Origin of the sequence: Sporosarcina sp. UB5 (assembly GCF_050859005.1) — a bacterium.
In the GTDB taxonomy this organism is placed as follows: Bacteria; Bacillota; Bacilli; order Bacillales_A; family Planococcaceae; genus Sporosarcina.
Map to the genome: position 1 here is coordinate 1743510 of NZ_CP125984.1, position 21159 is coordinate 1764668.

21 protein-coding genes are annotated in these 21159 nt (G+C 43.8%); 14 read left to right on the forward strand and 7 right to left on the reverse strand.

The genetic code is table 11. From position 1 onward, the window contains the following. Positions 1-302: 302 nt before the first annotated feature. The 4 genes from QM454_RS09010 to QM454_RS09025 all read right to left on the reverse strand — a co-directional run bounded on the left by QM454_RS09010 (position 303) and on the right by QM454_RS09025 (position 3529). On the reverse strand, positions 303-1361 hold the full coding sequence (locus QM454_RS09010; protein WP_432357088.1) for an S-layer homology domain-containing protein: 1059 nt from the start codon (positions 1359-1361) through the stop codon (positions 303-305). Positions 1362-1525: 164 nt separating this feature from the next. Next, the gene (locus tag QM454_RS09015; RefSeq protein ID WP_432357090.1) at positions 1526-1921 is read right to left on the reverse strand and encodes a VOC family protein; all 396 of its coding nucleotides are present in this window, start codon (positions 1919-1921) and stop codon (positions 1526-1528) included. Positions 1922-2068: 147 nt separating this feature from the next. After that, complete coding sequence (locus QM454_RS09020) at positions 2069-2776, reverse strand: DNA alkylation repair protein (RefSeq protein ID WP_432363924.1); 708 nt, start codon at positions 2774-2776, stop codon at positions 2069-2071. Between the two features lie 414 nt (positions 2777-3190). After that, positions 3191-3529, reverse strand: a complete 339-nt coding sequence (locus QM454_RS09025; RefSeq protein WP_432357092.1) for a DUF192 domain-containing protein — start codon at positions 3527-3529, stop codon at positions 3191-3193. A 135-nt stretch (positions 3530-3664) separates the two neighbouring features. On the opposite strand from QM454_RS09025, the gene QM454_RS09030 reads away from it, so the two are divergent. From QM454_RS09030 to QM454_RS09075, 10 genes are all read left to right on the forward strand, one after another. After that, entirely contained in the window at positions 3665-3844 is a 180-nt protein-coding gene (locus QM454_RS09030) for a Flp family type IVb pilin (protein WP_432357094.1), read from the forward strand. 53 nt (positions 3845-3897) lie between these two features. Then, entirely contained in the window at positions 3898-4392 is a 495-nt protein-coding gene (locus QM454_RS09035; protein ID WP_432357096.1) for an A24 family peptidase, read from the forward strand. Next, entirely contained in the window at positions 4389-4769 is a 381-nt protein-coding gene (locus QM454_RS09040; RefSeq protein ID WP_432357097.1) for a TadE/TadG family type IV pilus assembly protein, read from the forward strand. The genes QM454_RS09035 and QM454_RS09040 overlap by 4 nt, the downstream gene beginning before the upstream one ends. Before the next feature lie 3 nt (positions 4770-4772). Continuing rightward, a complete protein-coding gene (locus QM454_RS09045) occupies positions 4773-5705 on the forward strand; it encodes a pilus assembly protein TadG-related protein (protein ID WP_432357099.1) in 933 nt (310 codons plus the stop codon). Between the two features lie 25 nt (positions 5706-5730). Continuing rightward, positions 5731-6309: a Flp pilus assembly protein CpaB gene (gene cpaB, locus QM454_RS09050; protein ID WP_432357101.1), complete on the forward strand. Its 579-nt coding sequence runs from the start codon at positions 5731-5733 to the stop codon at positions 6307-6309. Continuing rightward, on the forward strand, positions 6302-7468 hold the full coding sequence (locus tag QM454_RS09055; protein ID WP_432357102.1) for an AAA family ATPase: 1167 nt from the start codon (positions 6302-6304) through the stop codon (positions 7466-7468). Before cpaB ends, QM454_RS09055 begins: the two co-directional genes overlap by 8 nt. After that, positions 7468-8796: a CpaF family protein gene (locus QM454_RS09060; RefSeq protein ID WP_432357104.1), complete on the forward strand. Its 1329-nt coding sequence runs from the start codon at positions 7468-7470 to the stop codon at positions 8794-8796. Before QM454_RS09055 ends, QM454_RS09060 begins: the two co-directional genes overlap by 1 nt. Further along, positions 8793-9755: a type II secretion system F family protein gene (locus tag QM454_RS09065; RefSeq protein ID WP_432357106.1), complete on the forward strand. Its 963-nt coding sequence runs from the start codon at positions 8793-8795 to the stop codon at positions 9753-9755. Before QM454_RS09060 ends, QM454_RS09065 begins: the two co-directional genes overlap by 4 nt. A gap of 3 nt (positions 9756-9758) precedes the next feature. Continuing rightward, complete coding sequence (locus QM454_RS09070; protein WP_432357107.1) at positions 9759-10685, forward strand: type II secretion system F family protein; 927 nt, start codon at positions 9759-9761, stop codon at positions 10683-10685. A gap of 379 nt (positions 10686-11064) precedes the next feature. Beyond that, on the forward strand, positions 11065-12579 hold the full coding sequence (locus QM454_RS09075; RefSeq protein ID WP_432357109.1) for a Na+/H+ antiporter NhaC family protein: 1515 nt from the start codon (positions 11065-11067) through the stop codon (positions 12577-12579). A 333-nt stretch (positions 12580-12912) separates the two neighbouring features. Here the strand turns inward: QM454_RS09075 and QM454_RS09080 are convergent, their stop codons facing one another. After that, positions 12913-13458, reverse strand: coding sequence for a DoxX family membrane protein (locus QM454_RS09080; protein WP_432357111.1), 546 nt, complete (start codon positions 13456-13458; stop codon positions 12913-12915). Positions 13459-14004: 546 nt separating this feature from the next. Between QM454_RS09080 and QM454_RS09085 the strand changes: the two genes are divergently transcribed. Both QM454_RS09085 and QM454_RS09090 read left to right on the forward strand, forming a co-directional pair. Continuing rightward, a complete protein-coding gene (locus QM454_RS09085; protein ID WP_432357113.1) occupies positions 14005-15546 on the forward strand; it encodes a class I adenylate-forming enzyme family protein in 1542 nt (513 codons plus the stop codon). A 243-nt stretch (positions 15547-15789) separates the two neighbouring features. Then, positions 15790-16068, forward strand: a complete 279-nt coding sequence (locus QM454_RS09090; protein ID WP_432357114.1) for a hypothetical protein — start codon at positions 15790-15792, stop codon at positions 16066-16068. Between the two features lie 82 nt (positions 16069-16150). On the opposite strand, the gene QM454_RS09095 is transcribed toward QM454_RS09090, so the two are convergent. After that, entirely contained in the window at positions 16151-16792 is a 642-nt protein-coding gene (locus QM454_RS09095) for a metal-dependent hydrolase (RefSeq protein ID WP_432357116.1), read from the reverse strand. Between the two features lie 451 nt (positions 16793-17243). Here QM454_RS09095 and QM454_RS09100 point away from each other — a divergent pair, with 451 nt between their 5' ends. Beyond that, positions 17244-18884, forward strand: coding sequence for a hypothetical protein (locus QM454_RS09100; RefSeq protein WP_432357118.1), 1641 nt, complete (start codon positions 17244-17246; stop codon positions 18882-18884). A gap of 311 nt (positions 18885-19195) precedes the next feature. Here QM454_RS09100 and QM454_RS09105 read toward each other — a convergent pair whose 3' ends face one another. Further along, positions 19196-20065: a YitT family protein gene (locus tag QM454_RS09105; protein ID WP_432357120.1), complete on the reverse strand. Its 870-nt coding sequence runs from the start codon at positions 20063-20065 to the stop codon at positions 19196-19198. A 513-nt stretch (positions 20066-20578) separates the two neighbouring features. Here QM454_RS09105 and QM454_RS09110 point away from each other — a divergent pair. Then, positions 20579-21151, forward strand: a complete 573-nt coding sequence (locus tag QM454_RS09110; RefSeq protein WP_432357121.1) for an NEAT domain-containing protein — start codon at positions 20579-20581, stop codon at positions 21149-21151. The last annotated feature ends 8 nt before the right edge of the window (positions 21152-21159 follow it).

A 21159-nucleotide genomic window follows, 5' to 3' on the forward strand; every position in this document is an offset into this window, starting at 1 on the left:
TTTTAACCGGTGCCTGTGCAGCAAACTATTCAGTTTATTAACTACAATTGTATATTTGAAAATTAGAAAACCAACTAAATCAAAATTTAATCGGTTTTCTATTGAATATATATTCAATCGGTCGAATTGTCATAATTGCGTCGTGCACAGCCGCCGGAACAATTCAGTTTATTAACTACAATTGCATAAATGAAAAACAGGAAGCTCATCAAGTAAACGTTTGATGAGCTTCCTATTGTATTTTTATTAATATTGTTGAATTGTCATAAATGTGTCCTGCACAGGCACCGTAATTGTTACTCCTACTCCCCCGTAAACACCCGCAAATTCACGTTGAAGTATTCCCAGAATTGGGTGCCTTCGTTCTGGCCGAATAAGGTGACTTTGATGTTGGTTGCAACCAAGTCTCCGTTTGTTTTGTCGCTCGGTGTTTTTAGCAGCTCGGTCATGGAGTTTAGGAGTTGCTGTTTGGCTGCGGTGCGGTTTTCGACGACGTTGATGAGGGGGCCGTCTGCGATGCGGATGTGGGAAACGCCGAGGGCAGGTAGCTTATCCGAGAAGAAGCCGAGGCCTTGGATAGCTTTCATCCCGTCATCCATGTTATAGGCGGTCATCGTTAGTGTATCCGTTTTTAGGTCATAGGAGGATTGCGACAGTTTGTTGCCGTCTTTTTCGATGACGCTGTTTTCAAGGGCAATGGCGCGGATTTTCGCTTTTGTCTGTTCAGCGAAGTTTGCGGCGCTCACCAGTTGTTCAGAACGTACGACGAATGAAGCCATTTGAGCGCGTGTGACGTTGGCGTTCGGTTCAAATGTAGTTGCTGTTTTGCCCTTTGTCACGTTGTTTTCAACGAGCGTACGAATATGGCTCGCGTACCAAGCAGAATTGCTGACGTCCGTAAATGGGTTAGCCGTCTTCGCTTCCAATGGAAGTTGGTAGCTCAAGTCAATGATTTTTGCTGTTTGTGCGCGGGTCATTGGTGCATTCGGCCGGAACGTATCGTCTTCAAAGCCGGAAATGTACCCGGCATTCGCGAGTGCTGCGACGTAGCCGTAGTACCATTGGCTATTATTCACATCTTTAAAACCCGGATCTTTTACATTTGTCGTATTCAATTTAAGGGATAGCGCGAGTATTTTCGCGGCATGCGCACGTGTCAATGTTGCGTCTGGCCGGAATGTGCCATCTTCATACCCTTGAATGACGCCTCTCTCCGCTAAATTTATAATCGCATCATAATGGTCCGAGCTTTTTGGTACATCTTTGAATGAAGTGACCGCCGCGTGAGCTGAAGTAGGAGCGATCGCAATTAATGCTATGGCCGTGACATACAGGAAAGCTTTTATCACAAATTTTTTCATTTAATTTCCCCCGAATTATGTGGAATTTTTATTTTGATTAAACCAATATTTCAATTAACTATAGCATACTAGACTCACAGATTGCTCGGAAGAAAGTAAAATGAGCTACCCAGAAAATCGATGAAAACCGACTTTCCGTGACAGCTCTTTGTTATGTTTGTTCTTTATTTAGCATTCTCGTCAGGTTGATGAATTCCAAAAATATTGCCTTCAGAGTCATGATAATATCCTTGCCACGCCATACCGGGAAGGGCATACTTAGGCAATGCGACTGTGCCGCCGTTCGCCAAGATTTTCTCTTCCACTGCATCGTAGTTCGCGACACCAATCGTACAAGTAAATCCATTTACAGCTTGTCCTGCTTCAGGTGGAGCACTTTGACGCTTCATTAATGCGCCATTAATTCCTGGTTCGCTATCATCGCCCGTCACAGCGCCATAGTAAGGCATCCCCGCAAACTCACTCCAATCTTGGAATGACCAACCGAATACTTCCCCATAAAATGTCTTTGCCCGCTCCATGTCATCCACATGGATTTCGAAATGAACCAATCTCCCCATAATTGCCTCCTGTTTTTTGTTTTTTAGATTGAATATTACGACATTGCGAACTTTAATTATATCATTGTCTTACTAGTATGTAACTAGTGTTTTGAAAAAGAGCGTTTCTCCATTTTGGATGAACGCTCTTAATTGCGAAGCTGCTAATTAACACCTTACATATTTACGTTTGAAGCCAATCTTTCCTCTAACGATTTCCTTTTGAATGTTCTCGTAAGCGTTGAGGATACTGCTTTTTTTCTTCTCACGTTTCATTTCCACCGGGCCAACTGCCTTTGCAGTTTCTACCGCCATTTCATGGAGCGGCACGAATGAAACGCCGACCGTGTATATGAAATTATTCATAGCAGACTTCGTTCGTTCAGGCGCATCGTGGATTGTGTTTTTCACGGTTTCAAGCATACCCACAAGTTTGCTCTCGGAAAATTCGATATCCGGTCGATTCCCTAAAAGCCAGCAATAGCAGCTCCAGCCCGCTGACATCTTCAGCTCTTCACCGCTCGCAATCCATTGATCCGCAACGTCTTGCGCAATATCTGCTTCAGCAAGCGTAACCGCAACGACATAATCAGACAACATATAAAAATACGCTGTATCCATCCACCGATCAAAATCCTCCGCAGTCATCGCTATCGGATCTGCAATAATACCCGCAAAGTACATGGCGTCATAGTTCCCCGTCGCATAAAGTTCCTCAGCAAAAGCTTGATTGATCCCGATTTTCTTCGCAATTGGCTTCATCGCACCAGTCGCCACACCAAAAACCGGCTCCTGCGCCCCATTCGATATGTATATTTTTTTCGTCCGTTCCTTGCCAAGCGCTTCAAGTTCCTGCATTACCGTTTCCAGATTCATCATTTAGCACTTCCTTCGGTTTGAAGTTTTTATCATGTATCTCCATTATATACACATCTTCTCGAAGAAACAGGTGCCAAGAAACAGGTGCCTGTGCAGCACACTATTCTGGTTATTCACTACAATTGTATATTGGAAAATGATGAAGCCAATGAAATTAACATGTAATTGATTTTTCATCGTATGTATATTCACTTTGTTGAATTGTCATAAATGTGTGCTGCACAGCCGACGACACAATTCAGTTTATTAACTACAATTGTATATTGCTCAATGAAAAAGTCAGCTATATCAATAAATAGCTGACTTTTCTTTGAGAATTTATACATTTAGTTGAATTGTCATAAATGCACCTTACACAGGCACCGACTCAAAATGCACCTTACACAGGCACGGACTCAATACCGGCACAATTTAATCGTGGAAGTGGATTGTGTCGCCGACGCGAATTCTTTCTTTTTTTATTGTGCCGAGGGGAAGTTCGAGTGTGGCGTGTGCGTGTTTTACGGGTGAAATGACTCGCCACGGTCGTAGATAGGCTACGGTTTTGATGACTCGGTTTGATTTGTTGAGAAAGACGACGTCAATTGGGTGGCGTACAAAAAACATGTGGATGGAGTTGCATGGTGTTAGAAGAAGACCTTTTTCGACAAGTGGTCCTTTGTGATTTAAAAGACCTACGAATCTCTTCCATGCCGTATCCGCGCGTTCAATTCTGAATGGAAGACGAATAGTTTTGGATATAACGATCAAGCCTCCTTTTTACTAGCTTATTCATTGAGGTGCGTAAAAATTCAGCGAAATATACTAGCACTGGGCGTTTTACCTCCCGTGGGTTGGTTCGTCGCTAATATGATACTATGTACGCAATTTTGAAGGAGGATGATCATGAAGTGGTTTAAAAGGCTTTGGAAAGAGGAAGACGGGCAGGCAATGACGGAGTATGGGTTGTTGGTGGGGTTAATTGCGATAGCAGTAATTGCGACTCTGATACTATTAGGTCCGGCATTAGATGACCTATTTGTAGCAGTAAAGGATGCTCTAGTTAACGCAAAACCCGGTGAATAAGGAAAGTTAGCCCAACCAAGGTTGGGCTCCTCTCTATGAAAGGAGTATTTCAATTGGAAAATTTAGCGATTGCAATTGTCCTTCTAATTTCAGTCGTCACCGATGTACGTCAACGAAAGATATTAAACATTGTTACTATGCCTGCTATTTTATTAGGTTTCCTTTTTCATGTTGCCACGTCTGGTTTTGACGGGTTACTCATGAGTGGACTTGGGTTTTTGGTTGGCCTTGGGCTGTTGATGATCCCGTTCATCAAGGGAGGAATCGGGGCGGGGGATGTTAAATTGTTGGCCGCGGTCGGTGTATGGAAGGGGGCTGTTTTCGTCTTGTACACGACCCTTTTCGGGGCAGCTATCGGAGGAATCATCTCTTTCTTCATTTTACTGAAAAATAGAAGGCTCCGCTCTACACTACAACATACGCTTTCTTCCTCTTTCGTATTCAACAATGACAAACTCGGTCAATCTCACAGGTCACTATCGATTCCCTACGCGGTCCCGCTCGCAATCGGTGCGATATTGGCGTTCCTAATGGAGGCGTACATGTGAAATCACAACGAGGGCAGGCGTTAGTCGAAACCGCACTCCTCCTACCAATCCTGTTAATATTGCTGTTTGGTATCACTGATTTAGGGCGTGTGTTTCATGCGTATTTAACGCTCGACCATGCTGGGAGGGAAGCTGCTAGAGTGGCAGCGATCGGTGCTGATGATGCCGAAATCATTGATAAGATCGAACTGGCGACGGGCAGCTTGAATGAAGATAAATTGACGCATACGATCTCACCGCAAGGCAAATCAAATCGACCGAGTGGGAGCGAGGTCACGATTACGTTGAACTATTCTATTGAACTATTGACGCCGCTTATTAGTCATTTGTCTGGACCTATTGAGTTGGAAAACAAAACAGTAATGAGGGTGGAATAAATTATGAAGAAAATAATGCAAACGTTACTGTTTTCCGTGACAAACGAGCGCGGAGCAGCGAAAATAATTGTCGCCTTTAGCATCATTGCATTACTCGGGTTCACTGCCTTGGTTGTAGATGTCGGTGCCGTCTATTTTGAAAAAAGCCGGCTCCAAAAAGCGTTGGACGCGGCTGTTCTCGGAGGGGCGCAGCGTTTGTTAGTGTCGCAGAATGAAGCGAAAGATACAGCAAAAGACATTGCATCTAAAAACGGATTTACAATTGCTGACGCTGAAGTGGAGACAGAGGCACAAGCAATTGAAATTGAGAAAACGATTAATAAGCAAATGACGTTTGCAAAAATCTTAGGAATAGATGATACGGATATTTATGCTGTTGCACGTGCTGAATTAATCCAGTCGGCATTGGTCCAGAAGGATGGGATTGTCCCGGTTGGCCCTTTAATAGGAGATTATCAAGCAGGCAATCAGTATGAATTGAACTTTAGTCCTGGCAATGGCAATCGGGGGAATTATGGTTTTTTAGCTCTTGAAGGAAATGGCGCGGCTATGGGTGAAACGATAAGAAATGGAAGCGAAGCCACTTATAAAATTGGAGATGAAGTACTTACCGAGCCGGGATTAAGCTGGGGAATTGCTAGACCTGCTTTTCAATACCGAATTGATCAGGATGCGAATAAACAGCACTGTCAAGTATTTGAAACAGCAGATTTTGATTGTAAGAGAGTTATTATTATTCCATTAATCCAAACGTATGAAGATGCAAATGGTAGAGATGTCGTGAAAATTAGCGGATTTGCTGCAGTTTGGATAGAAAAAGTCGGTACCCAAAGCAATCACGTAATAACCGGCCGCTTCATCGACTTCGTTACTGGAGGCATTTTTGATGATAACGGAACGGAGACCAATCTTTACAGAGTGAAACTCGTAAAATGACAAATCATTTAAAGCAGGTGAATAGGTGAATCCGAAGAGGATTTGGTTAGTGGCAATTGTGTTTGGATTTCTCGCTGCCGGCATGTTGTATGTCGTCGTTAAGAACTATGAAGTTAATAAACAGGCTGCACCGCCACCCGTTGTCGATGAGAAAATCGTGCTGGAGCCTGCCGAGGAGGAAGTGGCGGAGGAGCCGAAGAATGAGATGCTTCCGATTCCTGAGGGGAAGCGGGCGATGACGATTGCGGTGACCGACGTACAAGGGGTAGCTGGCTTCATTGAACCGGGTTCCCATGTGGACGTCGTTGCGATTTTAATTGTACCGGAAGAACATAAAGAGAATCAGCATGATGCGGCGACACTTTTATTGCAAGACGTAAAGGTGTTGGCAATCGGACACTCAGCAGATGATCAGGAGACGATGAGGCGTTATCAAATGGTAACGCTTGAAGTGACGCCGATCGAGGGGCTGACGTTAAGTTTTGCGACGCAATACGATCTTCATCTCCTCTTGCGGGAAGAGGGGGATCATGCGATTGAGCCGGAGCGCACGCATGTCCACGAAGACGACTTGCATAAAGGGGTGTTCAGACCGAATGAGTAAGTTACTCTCCTTAACCGGAAATGGGGAATGGGTGTCCAGGCTGGAAGAGATTGCGTCGAGTAGTAATTTGAAGATCTATTGGGCGGACAATGAATCGAAGCTTTTCGAGCAATTAACGATGATGGCGGGCCATTGTGTCGTCCTATTACCGAATCTAAATTTTTTCGATATATACAGTGTCTGTTCGAACATCTCCTCTTCATTTCGGACGACACCGATTTTGTTCGTTTTTGAGTCAAAAGATGACTTCGATATGAAGCGAGCGTTGCGGGCTGGTGCGGATGATGTCGTTTTCCTCGATGAACCCCTTTCGAAAATTCAGGAAGACATTCGTCATGCGATCGAGAAGAAAGTGTCTTTAGAGGGCAAGCAACCTGAGCTCCGGAAAAATGCGAAAGTCATTACGGTTGCGAGCACGAAAGGCGGAGTCGGGAAAACGACGATTGCTGTCAATTTAGCCGCAGCACTTTTTAAGCAATCGAAACGGGTCGCGATTATCGATTTGGATTTGCAGTTTGGGGATGTGTCGATGTATTTAGACGCGAGGCCGAAGCGGACGATTTATGATTGGGTGAAAGAAGATCAAGATGGTAAAAGAATCGAGGAGTACTTGACGCTTTCGAAACAGGGAATTTCCGTTTTGGCTGCGCCCCAGCGTCCAGAATTCGCCGAAGTCATTACAGGAAATGACGTGCGGAAAGCGATCTTTTCATTGAAGCAACGTTTCGATTACGTCCTGATCGATTTGTCGAGTCATATGAATGAAAACAGCATCGTGGCGCTCGAAAGCTCGGATGACATTCTCGTTATGACATATATGGATTTGCCGACGTTGAAAAACAGCAAATTATTAATCGATACGTTGGCTTTATTGGGCCTTGAAGACCGTGTGAAAGTCGTGCTGAATCGCCAGTTCAACGTGAAAGGGATGTCGATGGACACTGTTGAACAGGTTCTCGGCAAAAAGTTGTTCGCGACGTTGCCTGCGAAGGAAAAGATGATGACGACAGCGGCAAATGAAGGGGTGCCAATCCGATTCTCTCATCCGCGGTCGGGATTTGCGCGGAACATTACGAAGATTGCTGACGTGTTTGTCCGTCCGGAAGACGAGCAAGCGTCCAAGAAGAAACCGGCTAGTCGCGCAGGGGGGCATGCGTAATGTCGTTACTTTCACGGCTTGGTGGAAATCAACAGGAACCGGATCGTCATCCAGCAAAGAAGCTGCAACCGATTGAATTAAACAAGGGAATGAATGATGTATGGGCACGGCTCCATAATCATCTAGTCGACGAACTAAAAAAGCCGGCCCATCAAAATCAAGAACTAGAACCACTCATTGAAAAACTTGCCGATGCATTTATCATCGAGGAAGCGAACCATCTTTCTTTTGAGGAAAAGAAGCAGTTAAAGCATGATGTCACGCATGAACTGACAGGGTATGGTCCCATTTCGCCGTTGCTTGCGGATACGACCGTCACAGAGGTGATGGTGAATGGACCGAATGCAGTGTATGTTGAAATCAATGGGGTTATTGAAAAAGTACCTATTTCATTCCGCGATGACCTTCACGTGCTACGCGTCATCGAGAAGATTGTTGCACCACTCGGGCGCCGAATCGATGAAAGCGTTCCGATGGTCGATGCGAGATTGCCTGACGGCTCGCGGGTGAATGCGATCATTCCGCCCCTTGCCTTGAACGGGCCTACGCTCACGATACGGAAATTTTCCGAAGTGCCATTTACGATAAATGATTTATTGCGTAAACAAACATTAAATGAAGACATGGCGGCCTTCTTGAAAGCGGCTGTAGAATCGAAGCTTAACATTTTTATTAGTGGCGGGACGGGAACGGGAAAGACGAGTACACTTAACGTCCTATCGTCCTTCATATCCTCTAAGGAGCGGATTGTCACGATCGAGGACGCCGCTGAGTTGCAGCTTTCTCAGGAACATGTCGTAACTCTAGAATCTCGTCCGCGGAACATTGAAGGTCAAGGCGAGGTCACGATTCGCGATTTAGTCAGAAACTCTTTACGGATGCGACCGGACCGCATCATTGTCGGAGAGGTGCGCGGCGCTGAGACGTTGGATATGCTTCAGGCAATGAATACGGGGCATGAGGGGAGTTTGGGGACGGGGCATGCCAACTCGCCGAGAGATTTATTGGCGAGGCTTGAGACGATGGTACTTATGGCGGGATTTGATTTGCCGGTTCGTGCCATCCGTGAGCAGATTTCAGGGGCTCTGGACTTAATTGTTCAACAAGATCGGATGAGGGATGGTTCGCGAAAAATAACGAAGATCACGGAAGTTCTTGGCATGGAAGGCGACAGTATTGTACTGCAAGATATCTTTGTCTATGAAACGAGTAAAGACGCGTTGGGGAGAGTTGTTGGGAAGTTTGCAACGACCGGCATTCGCCCTTACTGTTATGAAAAGTTAATGGACTCTGGCAATCAGTTTGTGTGGAAGGGAGAATGGGAATGAAGTTGAATATAGTTCTCATGATCACTTCCCTCGCATTTATCTTCGGTACTTTGCTGTTTCGTCTTTTTATTCTCGTTGTTATAGAAAAAAGGAAGTACGAGAAGAGGCTAAAAAATTATATTGAATGGGATGCCGTGAAAAAAAGTGAGAGGCGGGTAGAGGGAAATCGGAAATCTCCAATTAAGTCGCTAGCGAAGGCGATTGAAGCCGCCCTTAACTTGTCTAAGAACGAACAACTCCTCGCCCAATCTGGGGTGAAGCTGTCGCTTGGAGAGCTGTTTATTGGCCGCGTCATCATTGTCATTCTCATTTTGTTGTTGGGGAATTTTTATGAAATGCATTTTCTCATTGTTGCGATTTTGGGTGTCATTGGTTTTTATTTGCCAATTGCGTACGTGAAGCGCCGAAGAAAGAAGCGTCTTTTATTAGTGTCCTACCAACTAGGGGAGGCGCTTGGGACGATTGCGAATGCGATGCGTGCTGGATTCAGCTTCATGCAAGCATTGAAAATGATGGCGGAAGAAATCGATGATCCGCTTGGCCCTGAATTTCTGAAAACAATCCAGGAAATTAACTATGGTGTGTCGTATGAAGACGCTTTTCGCAATTTGCAGGAGAGACTGCCTGAAAAAGAGCTGGAGATTGTCTTGAATACGTTGATCGTCCAACGGAAAACCGGCGGGAACATGGCGTTATTATTGGAAACAATGCAAAACGTCATCTTCGACCGGGCGCGAATTAAAGGCGAAATCCGAACGTTGACCGCGCAAGGGCGATTTTCGTCTATTATTATTACGATTTTGCCAATTGCTCTCGCTGCTTATATCCGATTAGTGAACCCCGAGTATTTCCAGACGCTGTTTTCTCACCCGGTCGGTTGGGCGATGGTTATTTATGGGGCGTTTAGCATCATTGTCGGTTGGCTGTTCATTAAAAAAATTGTCCACATCGAGGTGTAGTGAATGGCTTCCATATTGTTTATTCTATTCGGGGCATTGTTTTTCACGTTCATTATCGGGGCGATCCTAAGTCAACTGTTTAGACAGCAAATTGCGATTTATGGGCGGGTGGTTGACTATTTTGATACGGATGATGGTATTGAACGGGTTGGGAAAGATGAGGATAGAAAAGCGTTTGACTGGGGTTTGTTGGAGAGTATTAATCGTGGATTGAAAGTATGGATTGACCAACGGACGAAGCCTGCGAAAAAGAAGGCGCTCGAGGAGAGGCTGCGCGAGGCGGGCTATCCGATGAATTTGACGCCGACCGATTTCCGTCTCTTACAATTTCTCGTCGGCGCGACCGTCTTCCTTTCCTTCGTACTAATTTTGTTGCAGATGAATATTCCTGTCATTTCAATACTGCTTTTAGCGTCTATTATGGCATCATTGTCGATGTATTACATGTCTTTTTATGTGAGTGCGCTCATTAAGCGGCGGCGGTTTGAAATCCAGAAGATGATGCCCGATTTTTTTGATATGGTCAACTTGTCAATCCAGGCAGGAATGGGGCTCGATGCATCGCTTATTAAGATTTGCAGGCAAATGAAAGGCCCGTTGTCCGATGAGTTTTTGCAAACATTGCGTGATATGGAACTCGGCAAGTCGAGAAGGGAAGCGTTCGCCGATTTACGCGCGCGCGTGCCAGTGCACCAGTTTCAAAGCATTATCACGTCACTCATTCAAGCAGATATTTTAGGCGTCGGTATGGCGAAAGCATTGCGCTCACTGACGGAACGAATCCGCGAACACCGCACACAAATGGCGCGGGAACAAGCAATGAAAGCCCCCGTCAAAATGGTCTTCCCGATGTTACTCTTCATCTTCCCGGCGATGTTTATTGTAATGTTAGGGCCGCTGGTCATTTATTTGTTGAGGATGGTTTTCTGAATCTTTTGGGTGCCTGTGCAGCACACTATTCAGTTTATTTGACACAATTGTATAACGGAAAAGTGAAAAGTCAATTATATCGGGGTATGGCTGACTTTTTGGTGTGTTTTTATACGAAGTGGTGAATTGTCATAAATGTGTCGTGCACAGCCGCCGGAACAATTCGGTTTATTCATTACAATTGAATAAGAAAAAACAGGAAGTCAATGATAACAACATGTCATTGACTTCTTTTTGTATTTTTATCCAAAACCATAAATTATCATAATTGCACCGTGCACAGGCACCAAATATGGCGCAGACACAAAATTTACTATTGCATATTAAACATTGTTTATGTATTATTATTCAATAATAATATTTGAAAGGAATTGAGTCTATGGAACATATGGGTCTGTTATCGTTAATTCCCCCGCTTATTGCGGTTATTCTAGCGATTGTTACGAAGAATGTTATTATCTCGTTGTTTTCTGGCGTTTTTGTTGGTGTTCTCCTTCTTGTTGGAGGTAATCCGCTAACAGCTACGACAGGTGTAATTGGTGATTATTTATTTCCACAGCTGACGGATAGTTATAATGCAGCTGTGCTAGTCCTTTTGTTTTTCATCGGAGGGTTTGTTGCTCTTATGGAAAAGTCGGGCGGAGGGGCTGCGCTTGCGGCTGCTTCGGTAAAATATATTAAATCACGGGCGAATGCCCAAGTGTCGGCTTGGTTTGGGGGCATTATTATTTTCTTCTCGGATCTAGGCACGCCGCTTATTGTTGGTCCTGTTTTTGAGAAGATTTTTGATAAAGTGAAGTTATCTCGGGAGAAGCTCGCTTGGATCATTGATTCTACTGCATCGCCGGTAGCTGTTCTTGTTCCGTTCATCGGGTGGGGCGTTTATATTATGGGGTTAATTCGCGCGGAGTTCGATAAGTTGGGAATCGCGGACTCTGAATTTAGTACGCTGATTCAAGTAATTCCATTCCAGTTTTACGCCATTCTGACGGTATTGCTCGTGCCTTTAGTTGCACTAACAAAACTCGATTTCGGCCCGATGGCGAGAGCTGAAAACCGTGTGCGCCAAACGGGACAACTCTATTGGCCTGAGTCGAAGCCACTCCGTAGGGCGGAGGAAATGAAGGAATACACGACGGGCAGCCGCACGATTCTCATTTGGCTTCCGCTTCTTGTGTTATTCGTAACATTGTTTGGTTTGCTCGTTTCAAAAGGTTTTCCGGTTACGCCAGTTCCAGGCGGCGATTTCCGTGTAGCGCTTAGCACGGCCTACCTGTTTGCGGCCATTACGATTGTCATCCTAATGATTGTTTATAAGGTGAAGAAGTTCAATGAGATTTTCGATATTTATACGACAGGTATGCAGAAAATGGTATACGTGGCAGTGACGCTTATCCTTGCATGGTCGCTCGGAAAAGTGATTGGGGAAATGGGAACGGCAGCATTCATCGTTGAAGTGACGAAAGGAAACGTGCCGGCATTTATTATCCCTGCAATACTATTTATCGTCGGTTCAGTTATGGCCCTCGCTTCCGGTACATCTTGGGGAACTTTCGCCATTATGTTGCCAATCGCAATTCCGATGGCAATCTCACTCGATGCACATCTACTCGTATGTATCGGTGCGGTTCTATCCGGGGGAATTTTCGGAGACCATTGTTCGCCAATTTCCGATACGACAATTCTTTCATCGACAGGGGCTGGCGCGGACCATCTCGATCACGTCAAAACGCAATTCCCATATGCAGCACTTAACGCATCCGTTGCTCTCGTCGGATTTATCGTAGCAGGACTAACAGGAAGTGCATACACACTTATCCTAGCAGTCGTACTCCTCATCGCTGCTGCATTTGTTTTATCCAGACGAAAAACAGCAAAAGTAGAAGTCGTTTAATCGGTTCATTTAAGGTGCCTGCCTTTATGGTGCCTGTGTAGCAAACAATTCAGTTTATTCATTAGAAGTGTATATGTTTTGAAGGGAAAGTCAGTCATGTAGGTAAATGGCTGGCTTTTCTTTGTATTTTTATAATTTATGGTGAATTGTCATAAATGTGTCGCGCACAGCCACCGAAACAATTCAGTTTATTCACTACAATTGTATATAATAAAAAGAAAAGTCATCCGTATTAATAAACGGTTGACTTTTCTTTGCATGTTTATACTAATTATTGAATTGTCATAAATGTGTCACGCACAGGCACCGACACAATTTATTTCCCTGGAAAGCTTATATAGATTTTTTTCGAGTCCAAGGCGTTCCTAACTTCGGTAGCGCCCAACGATCGAGACCGTACCAACCAGCTACTTTCCAGGCTAGTACAAGCCATGTTGCCAAGATGAATAGTATTGGGTTTGTACTTAATGTCCCAGCAAATAAGAAACTGACGTTCATGAAGGCACCGAAGAATGCGGCGATACCGGTTAACAGTCCTAAAATTAGACCAAGACCGACTAATAGTTCGCCGTATGCAACGAGGAAGCCGAAAACTTTTGCATTTGGCAACACAGTGTTTTCCAAGAAAGAAGCGTACCATCCCGTAACGTCTTTACCTTCCTGCGCTTTCGCCAATGCTCCGCCAACGAAGCCTTTTACCGCTACACCGGCTTGCTCGCCTGTCCATGCATCACTCGTGACTTTTCCCCAGCCCGCTTTCAACCATGCAAAACCTACATATAATCGAATGATCAGCCAGATGAGTCCTGAGCGGGAATCGCTAAATAAAAACCGTGATACGGGGTTTTCTGGAATAACAATTGCTTTATTTTCTTTCATTTCACGATCTCCTTTTTTTCTTTTTAATCGTATCCTAGGTGTGACTTTTTATCTACTATGTATATAATATGTTCATAAAATTTTCATTTAATAAATGAAAATTGGTGCAAGTATAGCAAACTTCTTATTTCTTTCACATAACTTTATATTCGAGGTATGTTCATTTAGGTCAATCAAACTTGGTTGCCTATAAATAGTTTGAATTGTTTGGGAGGCTGTGCAGCGCACAATTCAGTTTATTAACTACAATTGTATAAAAGAAAAAGGGAAGCTAATCAAATCAATAATTGTTTGGTCGGCTGTGCAGCGCACAATTCAGTTTATTAACTACAATTGTATAAAAGAAAAAGGTAAGGTAATCAAATCAATCGTTTGATAAGCTTCTTTTTGTATTAATATTAACTCTGATGAATTGTCATAAATGCACCTTGCACAGGCACCGGAACAATTCCGTCACAATTTACAATATTTGTACAAAAAGAGGGTTTTGTTAATAGTAGGCGAATTTATCTAGTTGAGTACATTATTTGGAAATGGGGGATTGGGATGCAGCATATGTTGTTGGGGGATCCGATTAAGTTGAATGCGATTCGCTATGGGGAAAAGGAAGCTCTATCTTACATGGGCAAGCGATTTAGTTATCGTGAATTTAACGAGCGGATTAATCGGTTGGCACATGCTTTGCTTGAGGCGGGTGTTGAGAAGGGGGATAAGGTGGCGTTCATGCTGCTGAATTGCAACGAACTTTTTGAGATTATGTTCGCTTGCGCAAAGATTGGGGCGGTATTTGTGCCAATCAATTCCCGCTTTGTTGGGCCAGAAATTGAACATGTGTTGACAAATTCTGATGCAGTTGCGTTGTTATATGGGGTGGAGTTCGATAAAGAAATCTCTTCCATTAAAAGTCTTGTGACCGATGTGCAGCTTTATGTATCGGTCGGAGGAACTGAGGATGTGGCGTCTGTCGAATATGAAAGCTGGATTGCGCTTCATTCCGAAAAGGAACCGGTCCTTACTTATGATATAGGGGAGCTCGATACGGTTTGCATCATGTATACAGGAGGAACGACAGGGCATCCGAAGGGAGCGGTTCGTTCGCATCGGAGCATGTATCTCGTTGCGTTGCTGTTTAGCATTGAATTTGGGATTGTGAGAAACGGGAAAGGATTGGTTTCCGGTCCGTTGTATGGTGCGGCTGCGTTGTCGACGTCTGTGCCGAATTTATTTGTCGGTAATTCGCTGCATATTTTGCCGAGGTTCCACCCTGTTGAAGTGTTGGAAGCGATTGATAAGGAGAAAACGACGACTTCCTTCATGGCTCCTCCAATGTTTGACGCGATATTTGCGTTGCCGGAGGAGATTCGAAACAATTATGATGTCAGTTCGATGAAAGGGTTGTTCTCGGTCGGCGCGCCGCTACACTCTAGTACGAAGGAAAAAGTGATGGCATTCTTTAAAGATGCCGAGTTAAACGAGTTTTACGGTGCAACGGAGCATGGAGGATCGACGAATTTATTCCCTGAATACCAGGAACTGAAAGACCGCTCCGTCGGTGTGCCAATGCTTGGAATGGAAGTGAAGCTAGTCAATTCTAACGGGAATGAAGTACCGCCGGGTCAACCAGGCGAGTTTCTCGTGAAAGGCTTGACGCTTTGTGATGAATATTATAAAAATCCGGAGGCGACAGCAGAAGCGTTCCATGGCGAATGGCTCGGCCTCGGCGATATGGGAGTTCAGGATGAGGACGGATTTTATTCCATCGTCGACCGGAAGCAAGACATGATTTTATCAGGAGCGCTAAACGTCTATCCAGCGGAAATCGAAGGTGTCCTCCATCGTCATCCGAAGATTGCGGACGTCGCGGTCATTGGCGTGCCGGATGAAAAATGGGGAGAAGTGGTGAAAGCGATCGTTGTTCTCCGTGATGGAGAGGAAGCAGATGCTCAGGAAATCATCGACTTTTGTGAAGGCAAGCTAGCTGACTATAAAAAGCCACGATCTGTCGACTTCATGGACGAACTCCCACGAAGTCTGCAAGGGAAATTGTTGAAATACAAACTGCGCGAAATGATAGCTGTCGAGAAATAGTTTGAATTGTTTGGGTGGCTGTGTGGAAAACAATTCAGTTTATTAACTATAATTGTATAAAAGAAAAATGGAAGCTAATCAAATCAATCGTTTGATAAGCTTCCCTTTGTATTAATATTAACTCTAATGAATTGTCATAAATGCACCTTGCACAGGCACCGGAACAATTCTTTAAATTTTTATGGGTGAAAAGAAGGATATCTCTTATCTGTGTCGAAAGATGTGGATTGGGGAGGGATTGAAATGGAAATAGTAGTAGAAAGTTTCTCTTCAGTTAAGATCATTCGCTTAGATGATACCGTTGTAGAGTTCAAAACGCCAGGCTATTTTTTCACGACAGATAAATATGAATCCGAAATGTCGATCGTGTTTTACGATGGTGTCCCTTTGCAATTTATTCAGGAAAGAGATTCAGTGTACGTTATTCATTTTGCTAATGAATGGGATGATATAGCTTTTGACGTTAAGGAGTTTAATTTTTATGTAGATGATTATCCTTCAATTAAATTAGTAGTTGATTAAATAAGAAGTATACATAAGGGAAGTTGTCAGCTAGGTCCTGGTCAACTTCCCTTTGTTTTTAACCATGCAACGAGCAAGTTAGTTACCATTCTTTATTCCAAAGCGGTGCGAATAATTTTACGCCTCGGCGGTTCATAGGCAGTAGTTTCATATCTGCAACTAAGTGGCTGGCATATCCGCAGATTCCAGCAACGAGAATACCGTCAATTAGCCATTCCTGTTGTAATTGATGCAAAATGAACGCATAGAAAGCGAGCCCGAGCAAGGAATGGGTGTAAGATCGGTGTGGTAGGAATGATGCGATGGCGATATAGATTCCGGCTAATAGGATGCCAGTCGATTGGTGCATCACAATTCCGAGCCATATCACCATGATGCCCGTGAGCGTCAACATTCTTCTTTGTGTAATGAAACGTGATGCAATGAACAGGAGCAAGCCGATTCCTCCGTAAAGTAATATCGAAGGGGTGAAGCCTGTCGTGAGAAACTGATAGGCAATCGCAATGAAAATGCCTGCTCCGACAAGTCGCATTAACCATTGACTGACATTCTTGGAGATGGTGATTTTGTTGCTTGCCACCCCATTTGTGTCTAGATCGGGGACGAGCGCTGACACGCCTCCGACTATAGAGGAGACTGCGACTGTAAATAAATCGGGCTGCACTTGATACCCTGCGATTGCACCGGCTGTGACGCCGATAACTGCGTGTGAACTTCCTTTCATCTGTAAACCTCTCTTGTTGTGTAATCTTCTTATTATCCCCTATGGTAAAGAGCCGAAGCAATGGGCTGAAGTTAGCAGTTTTTGCTTGGTGCCTGTGCAGCACACAATTCAGTTTATTAACTACAATTGTATAAATGAAAAATGGGAAGATGATTAAATTAATCTTTGATCAACTTCCCTTTGCATGAATATAAACTCTATTGAATTATCATAATTGTACCGTGCACAGCCGCTGAAACAATTCAGTTTATTCACTACAATTGTATGAACGAGAAACAGGAAAGCAGCTAATTCGCCGTTTTAATAGTTTTATCCTGTATGAATATTCGTATCATGGAATTATCATAAATGTGTCGTGCACAGGCACCGACACAATTTGTAGAGAGGGGTTTTGGGGATAGATGTCGAATTGTAGAAGAAGGTATATCAGATGGAGAGGGGGAAAAATACGATGAATCTTTACCATTTTGAAGAGCGAGTAGGTTCCGATATCGTTGACCGTGGTTTTGATTATTATTCGGCGGGATTCGTCACCGATCTTGTGCGCAAGGGTGAAGGCCGATACAGTGCGCACGTTGAGGGCGCGGATATGTATGAGGTAGCTGTTTCGCTGGATGAAGAAGGGAATATTCTTTCGACTTACTGTGATTGTCCGTACACGATGGGGCCGGTTTGTAAGCATGAGGTTGCCGTTTATTACGAGTTGATTGAAAGGCTTAAGGGTGATGAAATTCCTGATGAAACAGTTGGCGAGCTGAATTTAAAAACGACCCTTGAACAGTTATCTAAAGAGAAGTTAGTCGATATACTGCTTAATTTAGCGGAAAATGACACGACGTTATATAATGAGTTGCTTTTCAATTACTCCATTTACGAAGATGAGAAGCAAGAGATTGCTCGTTGTAAAAGGTTGATTGATTCGATTGTCGACAAATATCTTGGCAAAGAGGGGTTTATTACATATAACAATGCGGGTGATTTTGCAGATGAATTATCCGGCGTGCTGAATAAAGTCGAGACGTTGAAAGATCCGTTGATGGCCATTGAAATTGCAGGGCTTGTGTTGAATGAAGGAGTGCAATCCTTTCAGTATGCGGACGATTCTAACGGTGATATTGGCGGTTTAATAGATGAGACGATTCAAACGATGCACTTAATTACGAATGCGTCTTTAGAGATAGTTGTGCAAAATGAGTTGTTCGACAAGCTCATTCATTTATCGAAATCTGACGTATTTGAAGGATGGGATGACTTTCGGATTGATGTGCTCGGCATTTGCTCGAAGTTTGCGGGGAATGAACAAATACGCATGACGTTAATGAATGAATTGGCGTCAAAGATTGACGATGCGGCTGAAGGCCATTACGATCGGTATGCAAATGAACGGATTCATAACTTGATGTATGACATTATTGAAGCCCATTGTCCGACAGAGGAAGCGCGACAGTTTTTACGTGAACATATAAACTATCCGTCTTTTCGGAAGCGATTGATGCAATATGAAATGGACGAAGGCAATTATGAAAACGTATTGGCACTTGCTTCTGAAGGGGAAAGGATGGACAAAGACTATGGTGGCTTAGTGGCACGGTGGAAGAAATGGCGCTATGAAGTGTATAAACGATTGAAATTATACGATGAGCAAGCGAAAGTTGGACGTGAGATGCTGTTAAATGGAGATTTTGATTTCTACTGGGGTTTAAAGGAACACGCCCCGGACAAGACGACTTTTTATGAAGAATTGAAGCAGGAATTAGCGGCTCGCAATCATCGTATGTATGTACAACTGATCGAGGCCGAAAATGATGTCGACGCCATCCTTCACTATGTACGCGAACACCCGTCAACGATTGAACAATACTTAAAATTCCTCCTAGATACGCATGCGGAAGAGGCAATCCAGCTATTCGACTATCAAGTGAAAATGATCGCCGAAAATGCATACAACCGTAAGCAATATAAGGAAGTGTGCCAAGTGCTCAAACGTTTCCGGGAAGTTGCCGGACGGGAAGCCCAAATGAACTTGGCGGAAGAACTAAAACAAACATACAAAAACCGCCCCGCCTTTATGGATGAATTGGGTAAGCTTTGAATTACTGCGGTGCCTGTGTAGCAAACAATTCAGTTTATTAACTACAATTGTATAAATAAAAAAAGGGAAGTCGATCAGCTCAATCTTTGATCAACTTCCCTTTGTATTAATATAAACTTTGGTGAATTGTCATAATTGCACCTTACACAGGCGCTGAAACAATTCAGTTTATTAACTACAATTGTATAAATGAAAAACGGGAAGTTGATCAACTCAATCTTTGATCAACTTCCCTTTGTATTAATATAAACTTCTGTGAATTGTCATAATTGTAGCTTGCACAGCCGCACACACAATTTCCGCACAATTCGTTAATGGGTGCTCCGCTTATTGAAGCTTCCGCCGCGTACTTCGGCGACTTCATAAACAGCGACAAACGCTGACGGATCGATTTCAAGAATGAGTTCCTTCATCTTGCTATCTTCCAGTCGGTTAATAATACATGTGATTTCCTTAATTTGATCATTGGAATAGCCACCTTGAACCGTACTAACCGTCGCACTTCGGCCTAAACGTTCACGGATCGTTTCCACCATTTCTTCAGACTCACTCGTAATAATTTTATATGTTTTGGAGCCACTAAGACCTTCTTCTACAATATCAATCACTTTAGTAGCAATGTAGTAAGCGATTGCGGATAGGAAAGCCCCTTGAAGACCGAAAACGATGGAGACGATGGCGAAAACAAAAACATTCAAAAATAGGATTAAGTCACTTGTACCAAATGGCATCTTTCGGGAAATTAAGACAGCTAACATATCAATGCCGTCAAGAGCGCCACCGTTCCGCAAAGCTATCCCCATGCCCAAACCGAGAATGATTCCTCCGACAACTGTAATTAAAAGCGTGTCCCCTTCGATAATCGTCGGTACGCGATGCATTAAGCTCGTGCTAATCGCTAGCGTAGCAATACCGAGAACGGAGTAAATTGCAAAGTCTTTACCGATTTGCTTGTAGCCTAAAACTACGAAAGGAATATTTAATAGGGCGATGAGAAGGCCTAATGGTAAACCGAATAGTTGTGACCCGACGATACTTAAGCCTGTCACGCCACCATCGGATACTTGGTTTGGAATCAAAACAGATTCTAATCCATAAGCTGCGATAACTGCACCAAGCATAACCATGGCGCCGCGAGTTAACAATTTTAATACAGATACTTTTTGTTGTGTTTTTGGCATATGATGTTCCTCTTTACTACAGTTTTTATTATTTTACACTTACATTCATCATCTTGTCAGTTCATTTCCCTCGCACTCCAAGTGGTGCCTGTGCAGCATACAATTCAGTTTATTCACTACAATTGTATATAGCGATAATGGGAAGGTTATCAAGTTGTCATATGATAAGTTTTTGAGTGAATTTATATGCACAACAGTGAATTGTCATAAATGTATCTTGCACAGCCGTCGGCACAATTCAGTTTATTCACTACAATTGAATAATGAATAGATGGGAAGTCATCCAAACGTGCATTTGGTTGACTTCTCTTTGTATTTTTATTCCTTATATTGAATTGTCATAATTGCACCGTGCACAGGCACCGCTTTCGCTCGCTGCCGTCATAATTTATCCTCTTTTCTGTGAACAATATGTGAATAATGGCAGGGGGGTCTTTAAAACTGGTTGAGGTTCGCCTATGATTGGAATTGGAATCAATGAAAATAGTTCTCACTAGTGGGAGAGGGGTTTGCATGAGGAGACGGGTGGCGCCTTTGTTAGGTGCTATTTTGCTGTTGTGGGCGATTATGTCTGTGCCTGTAGAGGCGGAGTCGTTGTCCGATGGTGTATATGCAGTAGAGTATGAGTTGCTGCAAGGTGACTCGGATTCGGTGTCTATTGCAAATGGATATTTTGAGAAGCCGGCGCTATTGAAAGTGGATGGTGGCAAGCAAACTTTGCAGTTGACGTTGAATCATAGTAAGTGGGTCCAACAGTTGCAAGTACGGAGCGGCGATCGTTTTACGGATGTGAAAGTCGTTGCTGAGGATGAAGAGGCGGATACGCGTGTTATTGAGCTGGATGTGGATGGCGACTTAGCCGAGCCGTTTCCGGTGAAAATGCATGTCGTCATCGACGAGTTGGAGATTCCGTATGATCATGCGTACACCGTGCGTGTTGCAATGGACGCAAGTTCCTTGATGGAGACGGACCAGGAGTGGATCGACTCTGTTAGCAAAGGAAGCACAATTTGGTTTTGGATTGCGACTGCGCTAGTTGTCGTGGCGGGAGTTTTGTTTGCGGCGCGATTTATGCGGTCGAAATAGTAGAAAAG

Excerpts from the sequence above, each read along its gene's own strand:
- QM454_RS09090 (WP_432357114.1), top strand. The coding sequence starts at position 15,790 with ATGGAAATAGTAGTAGAAAGTTTCTCTTCAGTTAAGATCATTCGCTTA.
- QM454_RS09095 (WP_432357116.1), bottom strand. The coding sequence starts at position 16,792 with ATGAAAGGAAGTTCACACGCAGTTATCGGCGTCACAGCCGGTGCAATC.
- QM454_RS09075 (WP_432357109.1), top strand. The coding sequence starts at position 11,065 with ATGGAACATATGGGTCTGTTATCGTTAATTCCCCCGCTTATTGCGGTT.
- QM454_RS09100 (WP_432357118.1), top strand. The coding sequence starts at position 17,244 with ATGAATCTTTACCATTTTGAAGAGCGAGTAGGTTCCGATATCGTTGAC.
- QM454_RS09010 (WP_432357088.1), bottom strand. The coding sequence starts at position 1,361 with ATGAAAAAATTTGTGATAAAAGCTTTCCTGTATGTCACGGCCATAGCA.
- QM454_RS09070 (WP_432357107.1), top strand. The coding sequence starts at position 9,759 with ATGGCTTCCATATTGTTTATTCTATTCGGGGCATTGTTTTTCACGTTC.
- QM454_RS09055 (WP_432357102.1), top strand. The coding sequence starts at position 6,302 with ATGAGTAAGTTACTCTCCTTAACCGGAAATGGGGAATGGGTGTCCAGG.
- QM454_RS09015 (WP_432357090.1), bottom strand. The coding sequence starts at position 1,921 with ATGGGGAGATTGGTTCATTTCGAAATCCATGTGGATGACATGGAGCGG.
- QM454_RS09065 (WP_432357106.1), top strand. The coding sequence starts at position 8,793 with ATGAAGTTGAATATAGTTCTCATGATCACTTCCCTCGCATTTATCTTC.
- QM454_RS09045 (WP_432357099.1), top strand. The coding sequence starts at position 4,773 with ATGAAGAAAATAATGCAAACGTTACTGTTTTCCGTGACAAACGAGCGC.
- QM454_RS09030 (WP_432357094.1), top strand. The coding sequence starts at position 3,665 with ATGAAGTGGTTTAAAAGGCTTTGGAAAGAGGAAGACGGGCAGGCAATG.
- QM454_RS09085 (WP_432357113.1), top strand. The coding sequence starts at position 14,005 with ATGCAGCATATGTTGTTGGGGGATCCGATTAAGTTGAATGCGATTCGC.
- QM454_RS09110 (WP_432357121.1), top strand. The coding sequence starts at position 20,579 with ATGAGGAGACGGGTGGCGCCTTTGTTAGGTGCTATTTTGCTGTTGTGG.
- QM454_RS09105 (WP_432357120.1), bottom strand. The coding sequence starts at position 20,065 with ATGCCAAAAACACAACAAAAAGTATCTGTATTAAAATTGTTAACTCGC.
- QM454_RS09020 (WP_432363924.1), bottom strand. The coding sequence starts at position 2,776 with ATGAATCTGGAAACGGTAATGCAGGAACTTGAAGCGCTTGGCAAGGAA.
- QM454_RS09060 (WP_432357104.1), top strand. The coding sequence starts at position 7,468 with ATGTCGTTACTTTCACGGCTTGGTGGAAATCAACAGGAACCGGATCGT.
- QM454_RS09080 (WP_432357111.1), bottom strand. The coding sequence starts at position 13,458 with ATGAAAGAAAATAAAGCAATTGTTATTCCAGAAAACCCCGTATCACGG.